18 protein-coding genes are annotated in these 14,946 nt (G+C 53.6%); 12 read left to right on the forward strand and 6 right to left on the reverse strand.

The genetic code is table 11. The features are described from left to right. Positions 1-116 precede the first annotated feature (116 nt). The 3 genes from fliS to V0R37_RS13320 form a co-directional block, all read right to left on the reverse strand. The gene (gene fliS / locus V0R37_RS13310; protein WP_420374977.1) at positions 117-557 is read right to left on the reverse strand and encodes a flagellar export chaperone FliS; all 441 of its coding nucleotides are present in this window, start codon (positions 555-557) and stop codon (positions 117-119) included. Beyond that, positions 554-1,966, reverse strand: a complete 1,413-nt coding sequence (gene fliD / locus V0R37_RS13315; protein WP_420374978.1) for a flagellar filament capping protein FliD — start codon at positions 1,964-1,966, stop codon at positions 554-556. The genes fliS and fliD overlap by 4 nt, the downstream gene beginning before the upstream one ends. A gap of 112 nt (positions 1,967-2,078) precedes the next feature. Next, entirely contained in the window at positions 2,079-2,477 is a 399-nt protein-coding gene (locus tag V0R37_RS13320; RefSeq protein ID WP_420374979.1) for a flagellar protein FlaG, read from the reverse strand. Between the two features lie 194 nt (positions 2,478-2,671). Here V0R37_RS13320 and V0R37_RS13325 point away from each other — a divergent pair, with 194 nt between their 5' ends. The 6 genes from V0R37_RS13325 (at position 2,672) to V0R37_RS13350 (ending at position 8,224) form a co-directional block, all read left to right on the forward strand. Then, the gene (locus tag V0R37_RS13325) at positions 2,672-3,433 is read left to right on the forward strand and encodes an RNA polymerase sigma factor FliA (protein ID WP_420374980.1); all 762 of its coding nucleotides are present in this window, start codon (positions 2,672-2,674) and stop codon (positions 3,431-3,433) included. A 93-nt stretch (positions 3,434-3,526) separates the two neighbouring features. Next, positions 3,527-3,937, forward strand: coding sequence for a hemerythrin domain-containing protein (locus tag V0R37_RS13330; protein ID WP_420374981.1), 411 nt, complete (start codon positions 3,527-3,529; stop codon positions 3,935-3,937). 172 nt (positions 3,938-4,109) lie between these two features. Further along, entirely contained in the window at positions 4,110-5,909 is a 1,800-nt protein-coding gene (locus tag V0R37_RS13335; protein WP_420374982.1) for a methyl-accepting chemotaxis protein, read from the forward strand. Positions 5,910-6,174: 265 nt separating this feature from the next. Then, positions 6,175-6,426 carry a type II toxin-antitoxin system RelE/ParE family toxin gene (locus tag V0R37_RS13340; RefSeq protein WP_420374983.1) on the forward strand — a complete coding sequence of 84 codons (252 nt, stop codon included), beginning with the start codon at positions 6,175-6,177 and terminating at the stop codon, positions 6,424-6,426. Positions 6,427-6,433: 7 nt separating this feature from the next. Then, the gene (locus V0R37_RS13345; protein ID WP_420374984.1) at positions 6,434-6,736 is read left to right on the forward strand and encodes a HigA family addiction module antitoxin; all 303 of its coding nucleotides are present in this window, start codon (positions 6,434-6,436) and stop codon (positions 6,734-6,736) included. Between the two features lie 159 nt (positions 6,737-6,895). Next, positions 6,896-8,224, forward strand: coding sequence for a UDP-glucose dehydrogenase family protein (locus tag V0R37_RS13350; RefSeq protein WP_420374985.1), 1,329 nt, complete (start codon positions 6,896-6,898; stop codon positions 8,222-8,224). A gap of 34 nt (positions 8,225-8,258) precedes the next feature. Here V0R37_RS13350 and V0R37_RS13355 read toward each other — a convergent pair whose 3' ends face one another. Next, on the reverse strand, positions 8,259-8,555 hold the full coding sequence (locus V0R37_RS13355; RefSeq protein ID WP_420374986.1) for a HigA family addiction module antitoxin: 297 nt from the start codon (positions 8,553-8,555) through the stop codon (positions 8,259-8,261). A gap of 10 nt (positions 8,556-8,565) precedes the next feature. After that, positions 8,566-8,847 carry a type II toxin-antitoxin system RelE/ParE family toxin gene (locus V0R37_RS13360; RefSeq protein WP_420374987.1) on the reverse strand — a complete coding sequence of 94 codons (282 nt, stop codon included), beginning with the start codon at positions 8,845-8,847 and terminating at the stop codon, positions 8,566-8,568. A gap of 478 nt (positions 8,848-9,325) precedes the next feature. On the opposite strand from V0R37_RS13360, the gene V0R37_RS13365 reads away from it, so the two are divergent. From V0R37_RS13365 to V0R37_RS13390, 6 genes are all read left to right on the forward strand, one after another. Next, positions 9,326-9,499 (forward strand): hypothetical protein, encoded by a 174-nt coding sequence (locus V0R37_RS13365; RefSeq protein ID WP_420374988.1) that lies wholly within the window; start codon positions 9,326-9,328, stop codon positions 9,497-9,499. A gap of 155 nt (positions 9,500-9,654) precedes the next feature. Continuing rightward, positions 9,655-10,425, forward strand: coding sequence for a glucose-1-phosphate cytidylyltransferase (gene rfbF / locus V0R37_RS13370; RefSeq protein ID WP_420375037.1), 771 nt, complete (start codon positions 9,655-9,657; stop codon positions 10,423-10,425). After that, positions 10,410-11,495: a CDP-glucose 4,6-dehydratase gene (rfbG, locus tag V0R37_RS13375; protein ID WP_420374989.1), complete on the forward strand. Its 1,086-nt coding sequence runs from the start codon at positions 10,410-10,412 to the stop codon at positions 11,493-11,495. The genes rfbF and rfbG overlap by 16 nt, the downstream gene beginning before the upstream one ends. A 19-nt stretch (positions 11,496-11,514) precedes the next feature. Continuing rightward, complete coding sequence (locus V0R37_RS13380) at positions 11,515-12,096, forward strand: dTDP-4-dehydrorhamnose 3,5-epimerase family protein (RefSeq protein ID WP_420374990.1); 582 nt, start codon at positions 11,515-11,517, stop codon at positions 12,094-12,096. After that, entirely contained in the window at positions 12,093-12,920 is an 828-nt protein-coding gene (locus tag V0R37_RS13385; protein ID WP_420374991.1) for an NAD-dependent epimerase/dehydratase family protein, read from the forward strand. Before V0R37_RS13380 ends, V0R37_RS13385 begins: the two co-directional genes overlap by 4 nt. Then, positions 12,917-13,669 (forward strand): cephalosporin hydroxylase family protein, encoded by a 753-nt coding sequence (locus V0R37_RS13390; protein WP_420374992.1) that lies wholly within the window; start codon positions 12,917-12,919, stop codon positions 13,667-13,669. Before V0R37_RS13385 ends, V0R37_RS13390 begins: the two co-directional genes overlap by 4 nt. A gap of 64 nt (positions 13,670-13,733) precedes the next feature. Here the strand turns inward: V0R37_RS13390 and V0R37_RS13395 are convergent, their stop codons facing one another. Beyond that, on the reverse strand, positions 13,734-14,816 hold the full coding sequence (locus V0R37_RS13395; protein ID WP_420374993.1) for an FkbM family methyltransferase: 1,083 nt from the start codon (positions 14,814-14,816) through the stop codon (positions 13,734-13,736). Positions 14,817-14,946 lie beyond the last annotated feature (130 nt).

The following is a 14,946-nucleotide window of genomic DNA, read 5'->3' on the forward strand; positions in this document are numbered from 1 at the left end:
GTCTATGCGGCTGCTGGAGTCTGGATGATGATAAGGCAATATGCTTTATGCCGGAAATGGATGGCAAGTGCATGAATTTAATAAAGCCTGCTGTTGCTGACAAGCCATTGGATGTATTAGGCCGTTTGACTGGCGGGAAGTTCCATGCGTACGGGGTCCACGGCTTCGCGCCAGGCGCTGCCAATGTCAGTCAGCAGGCGTTCGGCCAGATCCAGCTTTTCGGAATCGGCATTCAGATTGGCCAGCAACAGATTGCGTATGATCAACTCGTACGAGGCCACCAGGTTTTTCGCCAGGTCACCGCCGGTTTCCTGGTCGACGCTGGCTTTCAGGCCCGAGTCCACGATATCGATGGCTTTCGATATCGCCATCCCGCGGCCTTCGATGTTGTTGTTCTGCATGTGCAGCCGGGCTTTCAGAATGGCCGCCCGGGCGCCGTCGAACAGCAGCGTAATCAGATGTTCGGGGCTGGCGCTAAGCACCTGGGTTTCCAGGCCTATGTTGGCGTAGGCCTGGACGGAGTGCCGCCTTAGCCCACGCGTGGGGGAGTAGCTCATTTCTGTTCGCCTGTATTGCCCAGCATCGACAATTGCTGGGTTAAATAGCTGCTGACCGAGTTCATTTGCGCCATCATGGTGTCCAGCTGTGAGAACTGCTGGCGGTAGGTCTCCATTTTGGCGTCGATGCGGTTGGACATGGCCTCGTATTGTTTTTCCAGGTCTTTCAGCGTGTTGTTCATGCTGTCGGTGGCGGAGGGGATCGAGCCACCGCTTTTCACGAAGGCATCCGCCGCTGCCGCCATTTTTGCGCTGACGCCGTTTTCGCCGGCGAACAGTTTTTGGACATCGACCATATTGTCTTTAAGCGCTGCGGCCAGCTTGGTGTCGTCGACCTTTAGAATGCCGTCGCTGGGGTTGGTCGTAATGCCCATTTGAGACAGATTACGGATGGCGCCTGGTGATCCCGCTACATTTAAGGCGCTGCGTATCTGGCTTTGCACCTGGCGGGCCAGGCTGTCGCCGGTCAGGGCGCTGCCCTTCTGGGTGTCGACGTTATAGGACGTCAGTGTCTTGATGATGTTCTGCAGGTTGTTGTAGGCGGTAACAAAGGTATTGACCGCCTTGCTGGTGACGGAATCGTCGGCGGTAACGGACAGCACACTGGGCTTGCCGACCTCGCTTTGCTTGGTCAGCGTCAAGGTTACGCCTTCGATGACGTCTTCAATCGTGTTGCTCTGGCTTTGCACCTGTATGCCGTTGATCTGCACAATGGCATTCTTGGCGGTTATCTCGGTAAAGTTGGGGCCGGGGGCCGCGCTGTCGTAGCCGATCAAGCCCGAGACCTGGCTGATGTCGGTACCCGCGCCGGCATCGGTGGCTGTTACGGTAATGGTTTGCAGCGCGGCTTGCTCGCCGGTATTCTTGGCGGTCAGCAGCAGGCGATGCGGTGTGCCGGAGCCATCGTTGACAATGGTGGCGGAAACGCCCAGGCTGGAGTCGCCGTTGATGGCTTTTACGATGCCTTCCAGGCTGGTCTGGTCTTGTGCTACGGTAATCGTCTTGGTTGTGCCGCCTATGGTGAAGGCGATGTCCACGCTGCCGTTCGCCAGCGTGGCCTTGCGATCGGCCATGCCCGAACTGCTGGTCAGGGTTTGCGAAGAGGCTAGTTGCGTGACTTCGATACTGTATTGACCCGCAATGGCTTTGCTGTTGGCAGCGGCGGTGAATGCCTCGCTGTTGACGCTGGTTTTAAGCGCGCCGAAGGTCTCGGCCTTTCCCAAAGCGTCGGACGCCGTCTTCAAGGCTTCGATCGAGCTTTTTATCGTGCCATAGGCGGTCAGCCGGCTTTGCACCGACGTCGCCCTGGATTCGATCAGGGTCAGCGCCTGGTTTTCGCTGGCGCGCAATTTGCCCAGCAGTTCGTCCAGAGGAAGACCTGAACCGACACCGATAGAAGATATAGCCATGTGAAGCTCCCGATTGGGGTTATTGTCCTGCAAAATCGCCCGCTTCAATGTGGATGAAAGCGGGTATTAGTATTGGCTGTTTAGGCGTTTACCCTAAACGACCTCATTTCCATTAAACCTTGGTATCCACGCTGCGGCCCTGAAGCTGCACAATCATTTTCGCCACCCGGATGACGGCATCGGTGGGAACCGTGCGCAGTACATCTCCGGTTTCGCTGTCTATAATCGATACCACCACCCGCTGCGCTTCCGGATCGACGTCAAAGCGCATGCCGGTGGACCATGCCTTCATATTGTTATTAAGCATGTCCAGCGCCTTTGCCAGCGGATCCAGGCCCTCGGGCAAATCGTCGCGGTCGCGCTGGGTGCTGGTCGAACTGCCGCTGTTCAGGGCTTCGCTGGATTTTGTAACCTGAACGGCCGGTTCGGGCAGCGACATGGGCCGTTCAAAGTCGGCCGAAGGGGCGCCAAACGGTACAGCGGCTACACCAGAAGCAATAGGATTGACCATTGGATTGGCTCCGAAAGTAATTTTCGTTTGGCGCAAGCGCCTTATAGGCGTTCTTAACGGCAGAATACGGAAAAACTTTAATTCGGCGAATAGACAAGCAAATGGCGGGCTGATCAATCCACCGCCGCCAGGTGGTTCACGCCACAATAAGCGGCCCCTTTGTATGTCTTGATCGTATGTTTTATTAATGCCGCATGCCTAGTTCCGAAGACCTCCTTGTCGGACAACACGCTCCACTGGTTCGCCGCCTGGCTTTGCAACTGATAGCCAAGCTGCCCGCCAGCGTAGAGCTGGACGACCTTATGCAGGCCGGCATGATGGGCCTGCTGGACGCCGTGCGGCGCTACCAGCAGTCTCCCGACGCGCAGTTTGAAACCTATGCCGTAACCCGAATACGCGGCGCCATGCTGGACGAGCTGCGCAGCCAGGACTGGTTGCCGCGCAGCGTGCGCAGCAAGACCAAAAACATAGAGCAGGCCGTCCACGTTCTGGGTCATCGACTCATGCGTCCCCCAACGGAGGCGGAAATAGCCGAAGAAATGGAGGTGATGCTGCCTGAATATCAGCAATTGCTGGAAGAAGCGCGCGGCGTGCAAATTATTCATTACGAAGACCTGGCCCGCCATAGCGACGATGCACAGCATCTGTTGGACCAAAGCCAAACTACGGACACCCAGTCCACGCATTGGGCCAATCCGCTGGGCCAATTGGTATCCCAAGGCCTGCGGCGCGCCTTGGTGACTGCGATCAAGACATTGCCTGAACGTGAGCAGCTATTGCTGTCCCTGCAGTTCGAGCAGGATCTTAATCAGAAGGAAATCGGGGCTGTCATGGGCATTACCGAAGGCAGGGTATCGCAACTGCGTTCGCAGGCCGTTGCGCGGATACGCGCCGCGCTGGCTCATGCCGATTGGCACGAGAGCCCTGGCGAAGCCGAGTTCCAGGCCTTGCTTTAATTCCGTTTTCGCCAAGTGAAACGGTTTGTGTTTTTTATAAGATGTATTTAATATGTATCTTATGTGTTAATTCTTTCAGCAAAGGACCGGGTCATGGAAATCGATCGTTTCAAGCATCAGCACGTGGAAATCTTGCAAGGCATTGCGAATCTGCGCAAATTCGCCCATGCGGGAATCAAGGAAAATGCCTATGAAATAGTCCATCAACTAGGCGTACTGACTTCTGTCGTGAACCTTCACCTGGCTATCGAAGACCGAATTTTGTATCCCACCCTGCAAAAAGGCGGCGACCAGCGCCTGGCCGACATGAGCCGGGCATATCAGGAAGAAATGCAGGGCATCGCCAATGCATATATCACGTTTGCCCGCAAATGGGGCAAGGTCGCCGCCGTTGCCGAAAAGGCGGAACAGTTTCGTCAAGAGGCCAACACAGTGCTGAAGACCCTGCATACGCGCATGCAGAAAGAAAACACCGAGTTCTATCCAGCTATTGAAGGGTTTTGATCGAAGTATCTTGGACGAAGCATTATTCAAAGAGTCTAGGGTTACTACTTATGCAAAGCGATGCTTTGACAGGTGGTTTGGCCCTAGTTCATCTAATTGCCCGCCACTTGCCTCCCTATAATAACTAAGGGTTTACCCTTAATAATTGATTCATAAAAAATCCGGAGAAAACATGAAGTGGCTTGCGCGCCTTACGGTTCAAACCAAGTTGATCGGCGGCTTTTTGATAGTCGCCGCAGTTGCCGCCGTTATCGGCGTAGTGGGCTTATATTCCACCAGCCAGGTGAACGCCATGGCCGGGCAAATGTATCAAACCGAAATCGTGGGCTTGCGCCAAGCGGCCGATACGCGTGGAAATATCATTGGGGCGGGCGGCGCGGTGCGTAGCGCGCTATTGGCAAGCAATGAGCAAGAGCGCGGCGAAAACATGAAACGCCTGCAACAGCGGTTTTCGAACGCCTACAAGAGCTTGGAAGCATTGAAGGCTTTGTTCATCACCGAGGCCGGTCAGGCGGCCGTTGCACAAACCCGCGCCAGTATCGAGGCCTTCGAAGGCGCCGCCATCATGGCCATCGCCCAGCGCGGCGAGGTTTCCGCCGAAGAGGGCAAGAAACTCGGCGATAAGGCGCTGGCCTTGGCCAGCGATGCCGAGGCCAATCTACACAAGCTGGTCGAGGAAAAGCAGGCCAATGCCCAAAGATTGGACGGTGAAATCGCCGATGTCTATACAAATACCAAGCTTATTTCCATCGCTCTGACCCTGGGCGGGGTTTTGTTGGCGGTACTGCTGGGCTGGGTAATCACCCGCGTCCTGACTCGGCAATTGGGTGGCGAGCCGGCCGATGTCGCTCGAGTGGCGGCGTCGATAGCCCAGGGTAATTTGACCAACCGCATCGACGTATCCCACGCTGGGGAAGGCAGCGTCATTCACGCCATCAACGTCATGCAGGAGTCCTTGCGCAGGGTGGTCCATTCCGTGCGCGCCAGCAGCGACAGCATCGCCACCGGATCCAGCCAAATCGCGGCCGGCAACGCCGATCTTTCCCAAAGGACCGAGGAACAGGCCGCCAACCTGACTGAAACCGCCGCCGCTATGGAGGAATTGTCCAGTACGGTAAAGAGCAATGCCGACGTGGCCCAGCAGGCGGCGCAACTGGCCAGTTCGGCCAGCGGCGCCGCGACCAAGGGCGGCGAAGTCGTCAACGGCGTCGTGGCGACCATGGGCGAAATCAATGCCTCGTCCCGGAAAATTGTGGACATCATCGGCGTCATCGACAGCATCGCCTTTCAAACGAATATTCTGGCGCTGAATGCCGCCGTGGAAGCGGCCCGCGCCGGCGAACAGGGCCGCGGCTTTGCCGTTGTGGCCAGCGAAGTGCGCAGCCTGGCGCAGAAGAGCGCCGCCGCCGCCAAGGACATCAAGACCCTGATAGACGATAGCGTGGCCAAAGCGGAAGCCGGCAGCCAGATGGCGGACGCGGCGGGCGAGGCCATGACGGGTATCGTGACCCAGGTCCGGCACGTTACCGACCTGATCAGTGAAATCAGCGCGGCAACCAAGGAACAGACCTCGGGCATTGCCCAGATCAATGACGCCGTGCTGCAGCTTAGCGATGTAACCCAGCAGAATGCCGCCTTGGTCGAACAGTCGGCCTCGGCCTCCAACAGCTTGAACGATCAGGCCAAGGCGCTGGTGGACGTGGTGGGCGTGTTCCAAGTGGGGCAGGATCAGGGGGTGGCGGTAGCCAAGCAGGTAGCGACAGCTCCTGCGCGATTGCCTGGCCGAAATGCGCCAGCCAGTGGCGAAATGCCTACAGGTGAAGCTGCCGCGGCAGCGATCCCACAGGGTAAGCCGCAGCGTGCAGGACAGCCTTCGCCAAGGACAGGAAAGCCCACCCCTGCGCCATCCAGGCAAGCACTGACCATGGGCAAGGCCGAGCCGGTACGCGAGGAGGAGTGGGAAGAGTTTTAAGTTTTAGGAAGGGCGGTTGATGTCATAGTGGTTCAGAAGGGCGACACGTGAAAAACACGTGCCGCCCTTCGCAGTTTTGCGGATGGACGCAACCAGGTGCAGGATGGCAAATCGACGGTTCTGTCACGGTATGGTGCTGGAGTATTTACTGGATTTATCCCATATTGCTCTTGGGCCAATAATTCAGCGCGACTTAGCAGGAAGTTTGTATCGTGACGCGCCCCACTATACAATAACTATGATTCTAAGGTTCAGGCACAAAGGGTTGGAAGCGTTCTTCTATACGGGTTCCTTGCGAGGGATCCAGGCCAGCCATTCCAAGAAGATAGGAAGTATCTTGAGGGCGCTCAATGTGGCACAGGCTCCGGCGGAACTAAATTTGCCTGGATTCAATCTTCATCCCTTGAAAGGCAAGCTGGAAGGCCATTGGTCCATAACTGTCAATGGTAATTGGCGCGTGACGTTTGCCTTTGTTGGCGCTGACGTGGATATCGTCGACTATCAGGACTACCATTGAAAGGCACATGATGAATGCTGCAAATCATCCTCATCCCGGCGTTACCTTACGCGACGAAGTCATTGCGCCTTTAGGTATATCAGTCAGCGATGCGGCTAAAAAGCTGGGTATGTCCAGGGCCGCATTTTCGCGCGTCGTCAATGGCAAAGCGGGCATTAGTGCTGATTTGGCTATTCGGCTTGAAACCGCAGGTATTAGTACAGCGCGTTTTTGGATTGCATTGCAAGCTGAGTACGATCTCGCCAAAGCTAAAGAGCATAAGCAGCCCAAGGTGGAGAGGCTGATGAGTGCAAGCATCTCGTCTGTTTGATTTTTTTCTAATCTAACACCCTGGTTGCCTGGCGAGGCTGCACAGCCGCATAGTAAGAAATCAAACGGTCATAGACCACTGCCATCATGCCGCTTATTGATACCACCGAGGCATCTGGAGCGCATCGCGCAAGCGATGCGCTCCGGGCATCCAGAAATCATGAAAGTTACGGTATTTGGCATTGGTTACGTCGGCCTGACCCAAGGGGCCGTACTGGCTGAAGTCGGCCACGATGTGGTGTGTGTGGATATCGACGCCGATAAGGTCGAGCTGTTGAAGCAGGGGCGCATCCCCATCTATGAACCCGGGCTGGCCGCGCTGGTCAAAGACAACCATGCGGCCGGTCGACTGAACTTTACCACGGACGCCGCTGCAGGCGTGATGCACGGCGATGTGCAATTTATCGCGGTGGGCACGCCGCCGGACGAAGACGGCTCGGCAGACCTGCGTTATGTTCTGGATGTGGCCGATACCATCGCCCGGCACATGGAGCGCCGTCAAATCGTTATCGACAAATCCACCGTGCCGGTGGGGACGGCCGACAAGGTGGCTGTTCGCATGGCTCAGGTGCTGGGCCGGCGCAACCGCAACGATTTGGCTTTCGATGTGGTGTCCAACCCCGAATTCCTGAAGGAGGGGTCGGCTGTTGCGGATTGCATGCGGCCCGATCGCATCATCATTGGAACAGACAGCGATGAGGTTGAAGAAGCCGTGCGCGAGTTGTATGCGCCTTTCAACCGCAATCACGAAAAAATCATCGTGATGGACGTGCGTAGTGCCGAGCTGACAAAGTATGCGGCCAACTGCATGCTGGCCACCAAAATCAGCTTCATGAATGAAATGGCCAACCTGGCTGAAAAACTAGGCGCCGATATTGAAATGGTCAGGCAGGGCATCGGTTCCGACCCGCGCATCGGGTATGCCTTCATCTACGCAGGCGCGGGTTATGGGGGCTCGTGCTTTCCCAAGGACATCCAGGCGCTGATCCGCACTGCCGAGAGCATTGAGTTCGATCCGAAGATACTCAAGGCTGTCGAACAGCGCAATGACGCGCAGAAAACCGTTATGTTCAACAAAATCCATCGGCATTTCAACGGCGACCTGAACGGCAAGACAATTGCCCTGTGGGGCCTAAGCTTCAAACCCAATACCAACGACATGCGCGAGGCGCCCAGCCGGGTGCTGATGGAAGCCTTGTGGGAAGCCGGCGCCAACGTCCAGGCCTATGACCCCGAAGCCATGGAAGAGGCCCAGCGGCTGTACGGAACACGGGATGAGCTAAGCTTGTGCGGCACCAAGGAGGCCGCCCTGAAAGGGGCCGATTCACTGGCGATCGTAACGGACTGGCAGGCATTCAAAGCGCCAGATTTTGATCACATCAAGAAGTGGCTGAAACAGCCGGTGATATTCGACGGGCGGAATCTGTATGACCCTGCCCGGATGGAACGGCGCGGTGTCGTTTATTACTCGATAGGGCGGGAGCTGTAGACGGCGACCGATACACCCAGACGAGGGGATAAAGCTAGGCCGGTATAGTATGCGCCGGCTCAACCTCTATGTTGCGCCCCGAATGCTCTGCTTGCCATAGCTCATAGTCGGCCTGCATTTGTAGCCACATAATGGCCGTGGGCGCCCGAATCCACTTGGACAAACGTATAGCCAAGTCGGGCGTCACGCCCGAGCGCCCGTTGATAAAACGCGAAAACTGAACACGCGACACGCCCAGTTGCTCGGCGGCCTGCGTCACCGTCAGCCCAAGCTCCGGCAGAACGTCTTCTTTCAGGATGCTGCCCGGATGCGGGGGAGTGTGCATCGGCATAATCATGCTCCTAGTGATAGTCCTGGTAATCCACCAGAACGGCGTCCCGTCCGTCAAACATGAACGTAAGCCGCCAATTGCCATTTACCCATACCGACCAATGGCCTTGCAGGTCAGCACCTTGCAAAGGGTGCAGCCGCCAACCAGGCACATCCATATCTTTAGGTTCGGCGGCGCGGTTCAGTGCAAGCAATTGACGCTGAAGCTTACCTGCATGCGCGGCCTGTATCTTGGCCTTGGAGCCGGTCTCGAAGAACATCTGGATGCCCTTGTGGCGAAAGCTCTTGATCATTTGCTATTGTATCTTGTGTAGATACACGATACAACACTACAGTCGCTTGTTCTGCACCGGCCGCTTGGCGCTACGCATGACTGCCTGTAGCTCTTTCAGGAATACCGGTTTATGCCCAGTCGGTCCGGCATCAATGCTTTGATTTGTCTGAATGGATTCCGTCTGAGAAATAAAAGACATAGCCGGCAACAGCCATGAAGGCAACAAACAGGCCACCGGTAGTCAGGATAAATGCAGTGGTCATTGTTAACCCTTATCAATGCGCCTGTGCGTTAATGCGAACCCTAGCCAAATTGTAAATCCAGACATTACAAGAATCAACGCCGCGCTGGCAGCGACATGCGCTTGAGGCATGATAACGCCAACATAGCCTATGCCTGCTGCCCTGACTCCGACTTTACGAAGATGTTCGGTCCAGGGGCATCCTTGGTTTTGCCATCCGGCTTTGAACAGTCCGATAACCTCGGCGAAATAGCATATGGATACCTGGTTTTTAGGCCTTGCTTTGGGCGGGCGTCCGTGGCGCGGTCGCAAGGCAGCCAATTCCGCATCGCTGAAAGGCGGATTATCCGCATCCGCCAGCGCAGCGGGCAAGCGACGCTACTCTATCGACAAGGTGGTTAAGCCAATTCCGATGCGTGTCACGGTTTAGCTATTCACACAGACTGGATGTCGATTTGATCGCTATTTCGGATATTGAGATATCCAAACTGCCGCTATATTTGCAGCTTCTATAGTGCTAACTGGATGATTCTTGCTCTCCAGCTTCATTTTTCTTCGTACAAAACATTATTTTCAGGACCCAAGGTGAAAGCCGTTATTCTCGCGGGAGGGCTTGGTACCCGCATTTCCGAGGAAACACATCTCAAGCCTAAGCCCATGGTGGAAATTGGCGGTAAGCCAATACTCTGGCACATCATGAAGATGTATTCCCATTATGGAATTCATGAGTTTGTGATTTGTTGTGGTTATAAGGGGTATGTGGTTAAGGAGTATTTTGCCAACTATTTCTTGCATATGTCCGATGTAACGTTTGACATGACCAATAACGGCATGCAGGTCCATCATCAGCATGCTGAACCGTGGCGGGTTACCCTGGTGGATACGGGCGAAAACACTATGACGGGGGGGCGCTTAAAACGCGTGGCGGGATATTTACAGGATGAAGAAGCATTTTGCTTTACTTACGGTGATGGGGTAAGCGATGTGAATATTGCCTCCTGCATAAAATTTCATCGTGAACATGGAAAGTTGGCCACCGTCACAGCAGTGCGGCCGCCTGGTAGATATGGCGCCTTAAGGCGCCATGGTGACAGCGTTACCGGTTTTATGGAAAAACCGCGTGGCGATGGTGGGTTCATCAACGGGGGGTTTTTCGTGCTTTCCCCCAAATGCATAGAGATGATTTATGGTGATGAAACCAGTTGGGAGCAAGAACCCCTGGCCCAATTATGCGAGCTTGACGAATTGATGGCATTCGAGCATAGCGGCTTCTGGCAACCCATGGATACCTTACGGGAAAAGAATTTGCTGGAGGATCTATGGCAGACGGGGCGAGCTCCATGGAAAGCTTGGTGAAAACCTCAATGGTGTCGCCCAAATTTTGGAAAGGAAAACGAGTATTGCTTACTGGGCACACTGGGTTTAAGGGCGGGTGGTTAGCTCTCTGGTTAGCTCAATTAGGCGCTCGCGTGACTGGCATCGCTTTACCGCCAAATACCGCTCCAAATCTTTATGCTCTGGCGGATATTGAGAAGGCTCTTGACAGCAATTTCTGTGATATACGGGACGCTGTGCGGGTCGCAGGCATCGTAAGGCAAGCCAAGCCGGAAATTGTCTTTCATATGGCAGCTCAGCCTTTGGTCAGGGCGAGTTACGAAGATCCTATCGGTACTTTCGCCAGCAATGTACAAGGTACGGTGCACGTCTTGGACGCATTGCGAGGCATCGATAGTGTACGTATCGCGGTAATGATAACCACCGATAAGGTGTATTCGCCGCAGCAGTCTTCGTATCCCTATAGAGAGACTGACCGCTTGGGCGGCCATGACCCCTACAGCGCCAGCAAGGCGGCTAGTGAACTTGTCATCGAAAGTTATCGGTCCGCTTTTTTATCTGCTCAAGGCGTAGCGGTTGCCAGCGCGCGTGCGGGTAATGTCATCGGGGGGGGCGATTGGTCTATAGATCGCTTAATACCGGATGCCGTTCGAGCATGGCAAAGTAACTCAACTCTTGAGATTCGTCGACCGCAAGCCATACGCCCTTGGCAGCATGTGTTGGAACCATTGTCCGGATACTTGGCTTTGGCAGAGCGATTGTGGGACACACCCTCCTTGCCAACGGCCTACAACTTCGGGCCTACGCCTCATGAGGCGGCGACCGTGAGCCGGGTTGTTTCCTTGGCTCGGGAAGTATATGGCTGCGGTAACGTCCGTTATAGCGATGACATCAACCAGGGACCGTACGAAGCTGGCTGGCTGGCACTTGAAACATCTTTAAGTCGTAATGTTCTGGGCATATATCCACGTTGGTCATTGCGGGAGGCTGTCGAGCGCACTGTGCTTTGGTACCGCTCGCAAAATGAAGGGATGGATGCGCGTCTGTTATGTGAAGCGGATATTGCAGCTTATATGAGTGCGTCAATTTGAATGATGGTGTCGGAAGATTATGGAAACCTCTCGATTTAGTTTTGCGCAGACACCTTTGAAAGGCGTTTGGCAGGTTAACCGCAAACCTATTCGCGATGAGCGAGGTTTCTTTACGCGGTTTTACTGTGAAGATGAGTTTTCAGCTATTGGACTACAAGGCGTTCCTACTCAGATCAACCATTCATGGTCTGATTTGCAAGGGACCGTCAGAGGGATGCATTTTCAATATGCTCCCAACGCTGAAAGCAAAATTGTCACCTGCTTACACGGAGAAGTGTTTGATGTCGCTGTCGATTTACGTGCGGCCTCGCCAACATTTTTAAACTGGTTCGGCGTGACGTTGTCTGCAGAAAGCCAGAACAGCCTTGTAATTCCACCAGGGGTTGCACATGGGTTTCAGACATTGACGCCTGAAGCCGAAGTATTTTATTTAGTGACGACGCAATACAGTCCCGAACATGAAGGTGGCCTTAATCCTTTTGATCCAATGATCAATATTGCATGGCCAGTACCGGTCAGCGAGGTATCTGCACGCGATCGTCAACGCCCATTCCTGGAGGGCAAGTTTGCAGGAGTGGATATGGCTGGAGCTTCGCTGTGACCGCAGGACACTATACGGTATTAGGGGGGGGCGGATTTATTGGTAGCCACTTGCTGCGTTATTTACGGCAAAATGATCATCAGTGCTTTTCCCCCTTACGCGGTGATGATTCTTTATTCAACTCTTCGCTTGGCCATGTTATCTACTGCGTTGGCTTGACTGCCGATTTTCGTAGCAGGCCGCTGGACACCGTCGAAGCCCATGTGTGTTTGCTACGTCGCTTGCTTGAGCAGGCTGAATTCGAATCGTTAACGTATCTGTCCAGCACCCGCGTGTACGCCGGTGCAACCGCCACGGATGAAAGCTCCACTTTGCATGTAAACCCTAATCAGCCAGGTGATTTATACAATTTGTCCAAGCTGATGGGAGAATCCCTATGCTTGCATGGCGGGCGTGCTAATACGCGCGTTGCCCGTTTGTCGAATATTGTTGGCTTGCGCCCCGATCCCGACATTTTTATTGACCAGCTTCTTGAAGAGGGAAGGAAGACCGGGCGGATACTATTGCGTACAGCGCTCAGTTCTCGTAAGGACTATTTGTATATCGACGATGCTGTGTCCGCTTTAGCGCTTATCGCCGCATCGAAGGCCCAAGGGATTATCAATGTCGCCAGCGGCGAAGCTGTCGATAACCAACAGATAGTTCGCATCTTGGAGTCTGATATGGGATTCATTGTGGATGTGGCGGCTAACGCGCCCGCATGGGATTTCACAGCAATTGATATAAACCGGTTGAAAGACGAGTTTGCCATTCAACCCCGCTTGTTTTCTGATTATTTTCCTGAATTTCTTAAACTATATCGCCGCAATAAAGGCTTTTTATGACTTACCTAGAAACCACGCCAGACGCAGCTGCAGATTATCGGGCTGAAAAGCAAGCCCGAATCACTGGATTTGCAAGCGATGCGGAATTTCGGGCTCTATCGGTAGCTTGGCGCGCCAAAGCGCTTGAGCGAAAGTATATGAATAATTTCTCGTGGCTGGGCCGGCCGATGATCCAATTGCCAACTGATGCTATGGCGATTCAGGAAATTATTTGGGCGGTAAAACCAGACTTGGTGATTGAGACCGGTGTAGCCCATGGAGGTTCCGTGATTCTGTCTGCGTCAATGTTACAGCTTTTGGGACATGGCGAAGTGGTCGGCATCGACATTGATATTCGCTCGCATAATCGCAGCGCAATCCAAAATCATCCCATGGCGCACCGTATTAAATTGATCGAAGGCTCCAGTGTTGCCCCGGATGTGGTTGCACAGATTCATGCCATGGCCGAAGGAAAGCGAGCACTGGTCTTTTTGGATTCGAACCATACGCATGAGCATGTCTTGGCGGAATTAAAGGCTTATGCCGGGTTGGTCGGTATTGACAGCTATTGCGTAGTTTTCGATACGTTTGTGGAAGACCTGCCAGCCGATTACGTATGGGAAGATCGTCCATGGGGGAAGGGGAACAATCCCAAGACGGCTGTTTCGGAATGGTTGAAAACAAACCCCAATTTTGAAATCGATAAATCTATCGAAGATAAGTTGCTGATTACTTCAGCGCCGGATGGTTTCTTGCGACGTATTGCCTGACGACACGTTTTGATCATTAAGCACGCCTTATTAGCTATTGCAAAGGGCCGATAAGGCCCTTTGCTTAGTCCGGCAGCCCGTCTAAAGGGTGATGTAATGCAGGGTTTTTATGCCGCAGCAGTTTTGGGCTGACATTCTCTACTATGCTAAACAAGGCATTAGAGATTAACTCTTTGTCTTGGATAGCCAGCATATTGAAGCCATGGGACGGGCCTTCCAGATACACCTTGTCTGCCGGAATCAGTTCAATGGGGCGTTGCCCCATTTCTTGATTACTATTGAAATCCCTTATTGCGAAAATTTGATATCCCGCATTTGTTAGTAAGGAACAAATAGGGGTAGCTAAGAGTCCGTTGGTCCAGTCTACGTAATCTCGGTGGACTTCAAAAACTATGACTGGCTTGTCTTGCTTCAGCGTTGTGGCACTGCCTTGCAAAACATTTAACTCGCCACCTTCAATATCAATCATGATTAATCCACAAGCCCTGCCTTGCGTAGCCATGTAATCATCAATTGATACCGTTGCAAATGCACCTGGCTCATTGTCTGCAACAACAGAGCTGGCAAGGGAATCAAACCCCTCTAACTTCAGATGTTGATTGCTTTCACGCCAAAGGCCAAGTGGGTGGATTCGCATATTATCAAGATTGTTGATTTCTGCATTGATTTTCAACATTCCGGATTGCGAGATATCGGGCTCGAAGCAATGGATCAAGCGGTCGGAGTCTTCCAACTGCCGGCCAAGCAATATTGCGTGATCGCCGAAATAAGCACCGCCAATCAGAATGTCTTTCTTGGTGTTGCGGGCTAAATACTGCAATAGTCGGGTTGTTTGAGGCTCCCATACATGGGTTGGGTGCTCACGAGCAGATAGAAGAAATTCCCTTGCGATCTTGGTGCGATACAAAAACTGGAACCGTACACCACCCTCCAGGGTTTTTTCATATTTGTCTTCGTTGGTATGTAGGGCGTCGACAATAGGGCCTGTGATTTCATCACGGACAGCAAAAGGAGAAGGACCTTCCAGCCTCTTTTCGGCCTGTTTCAGCCAATCCAGCAACTCATGACGTAATGCTTCGTTTCGCCCTAACCTTAGTAGCGCTTGTTGCAATTTCTCTGTCTTGGGGTGGCTTATGCTTTCAGCCATGATTATCCTTTGAACACTGATGAGTTGAGTATGACATGACGATAACAGTCTGTTTTTATCAGCCACCTACCGATAGTACGCGTTGTGCCGGCCGATAGGCTGACACCAAGCGTCAAAGCCTTTTTACATA

The sequence above is a fragment of the Pollutimonas rozaliensis genome, assembly GCF_048751585.1.
Classification (GTDB): Bacteria; Pseudomonadota; Gammaproteobacteria; order Burkholderiales; family Burkholderiaceae_B.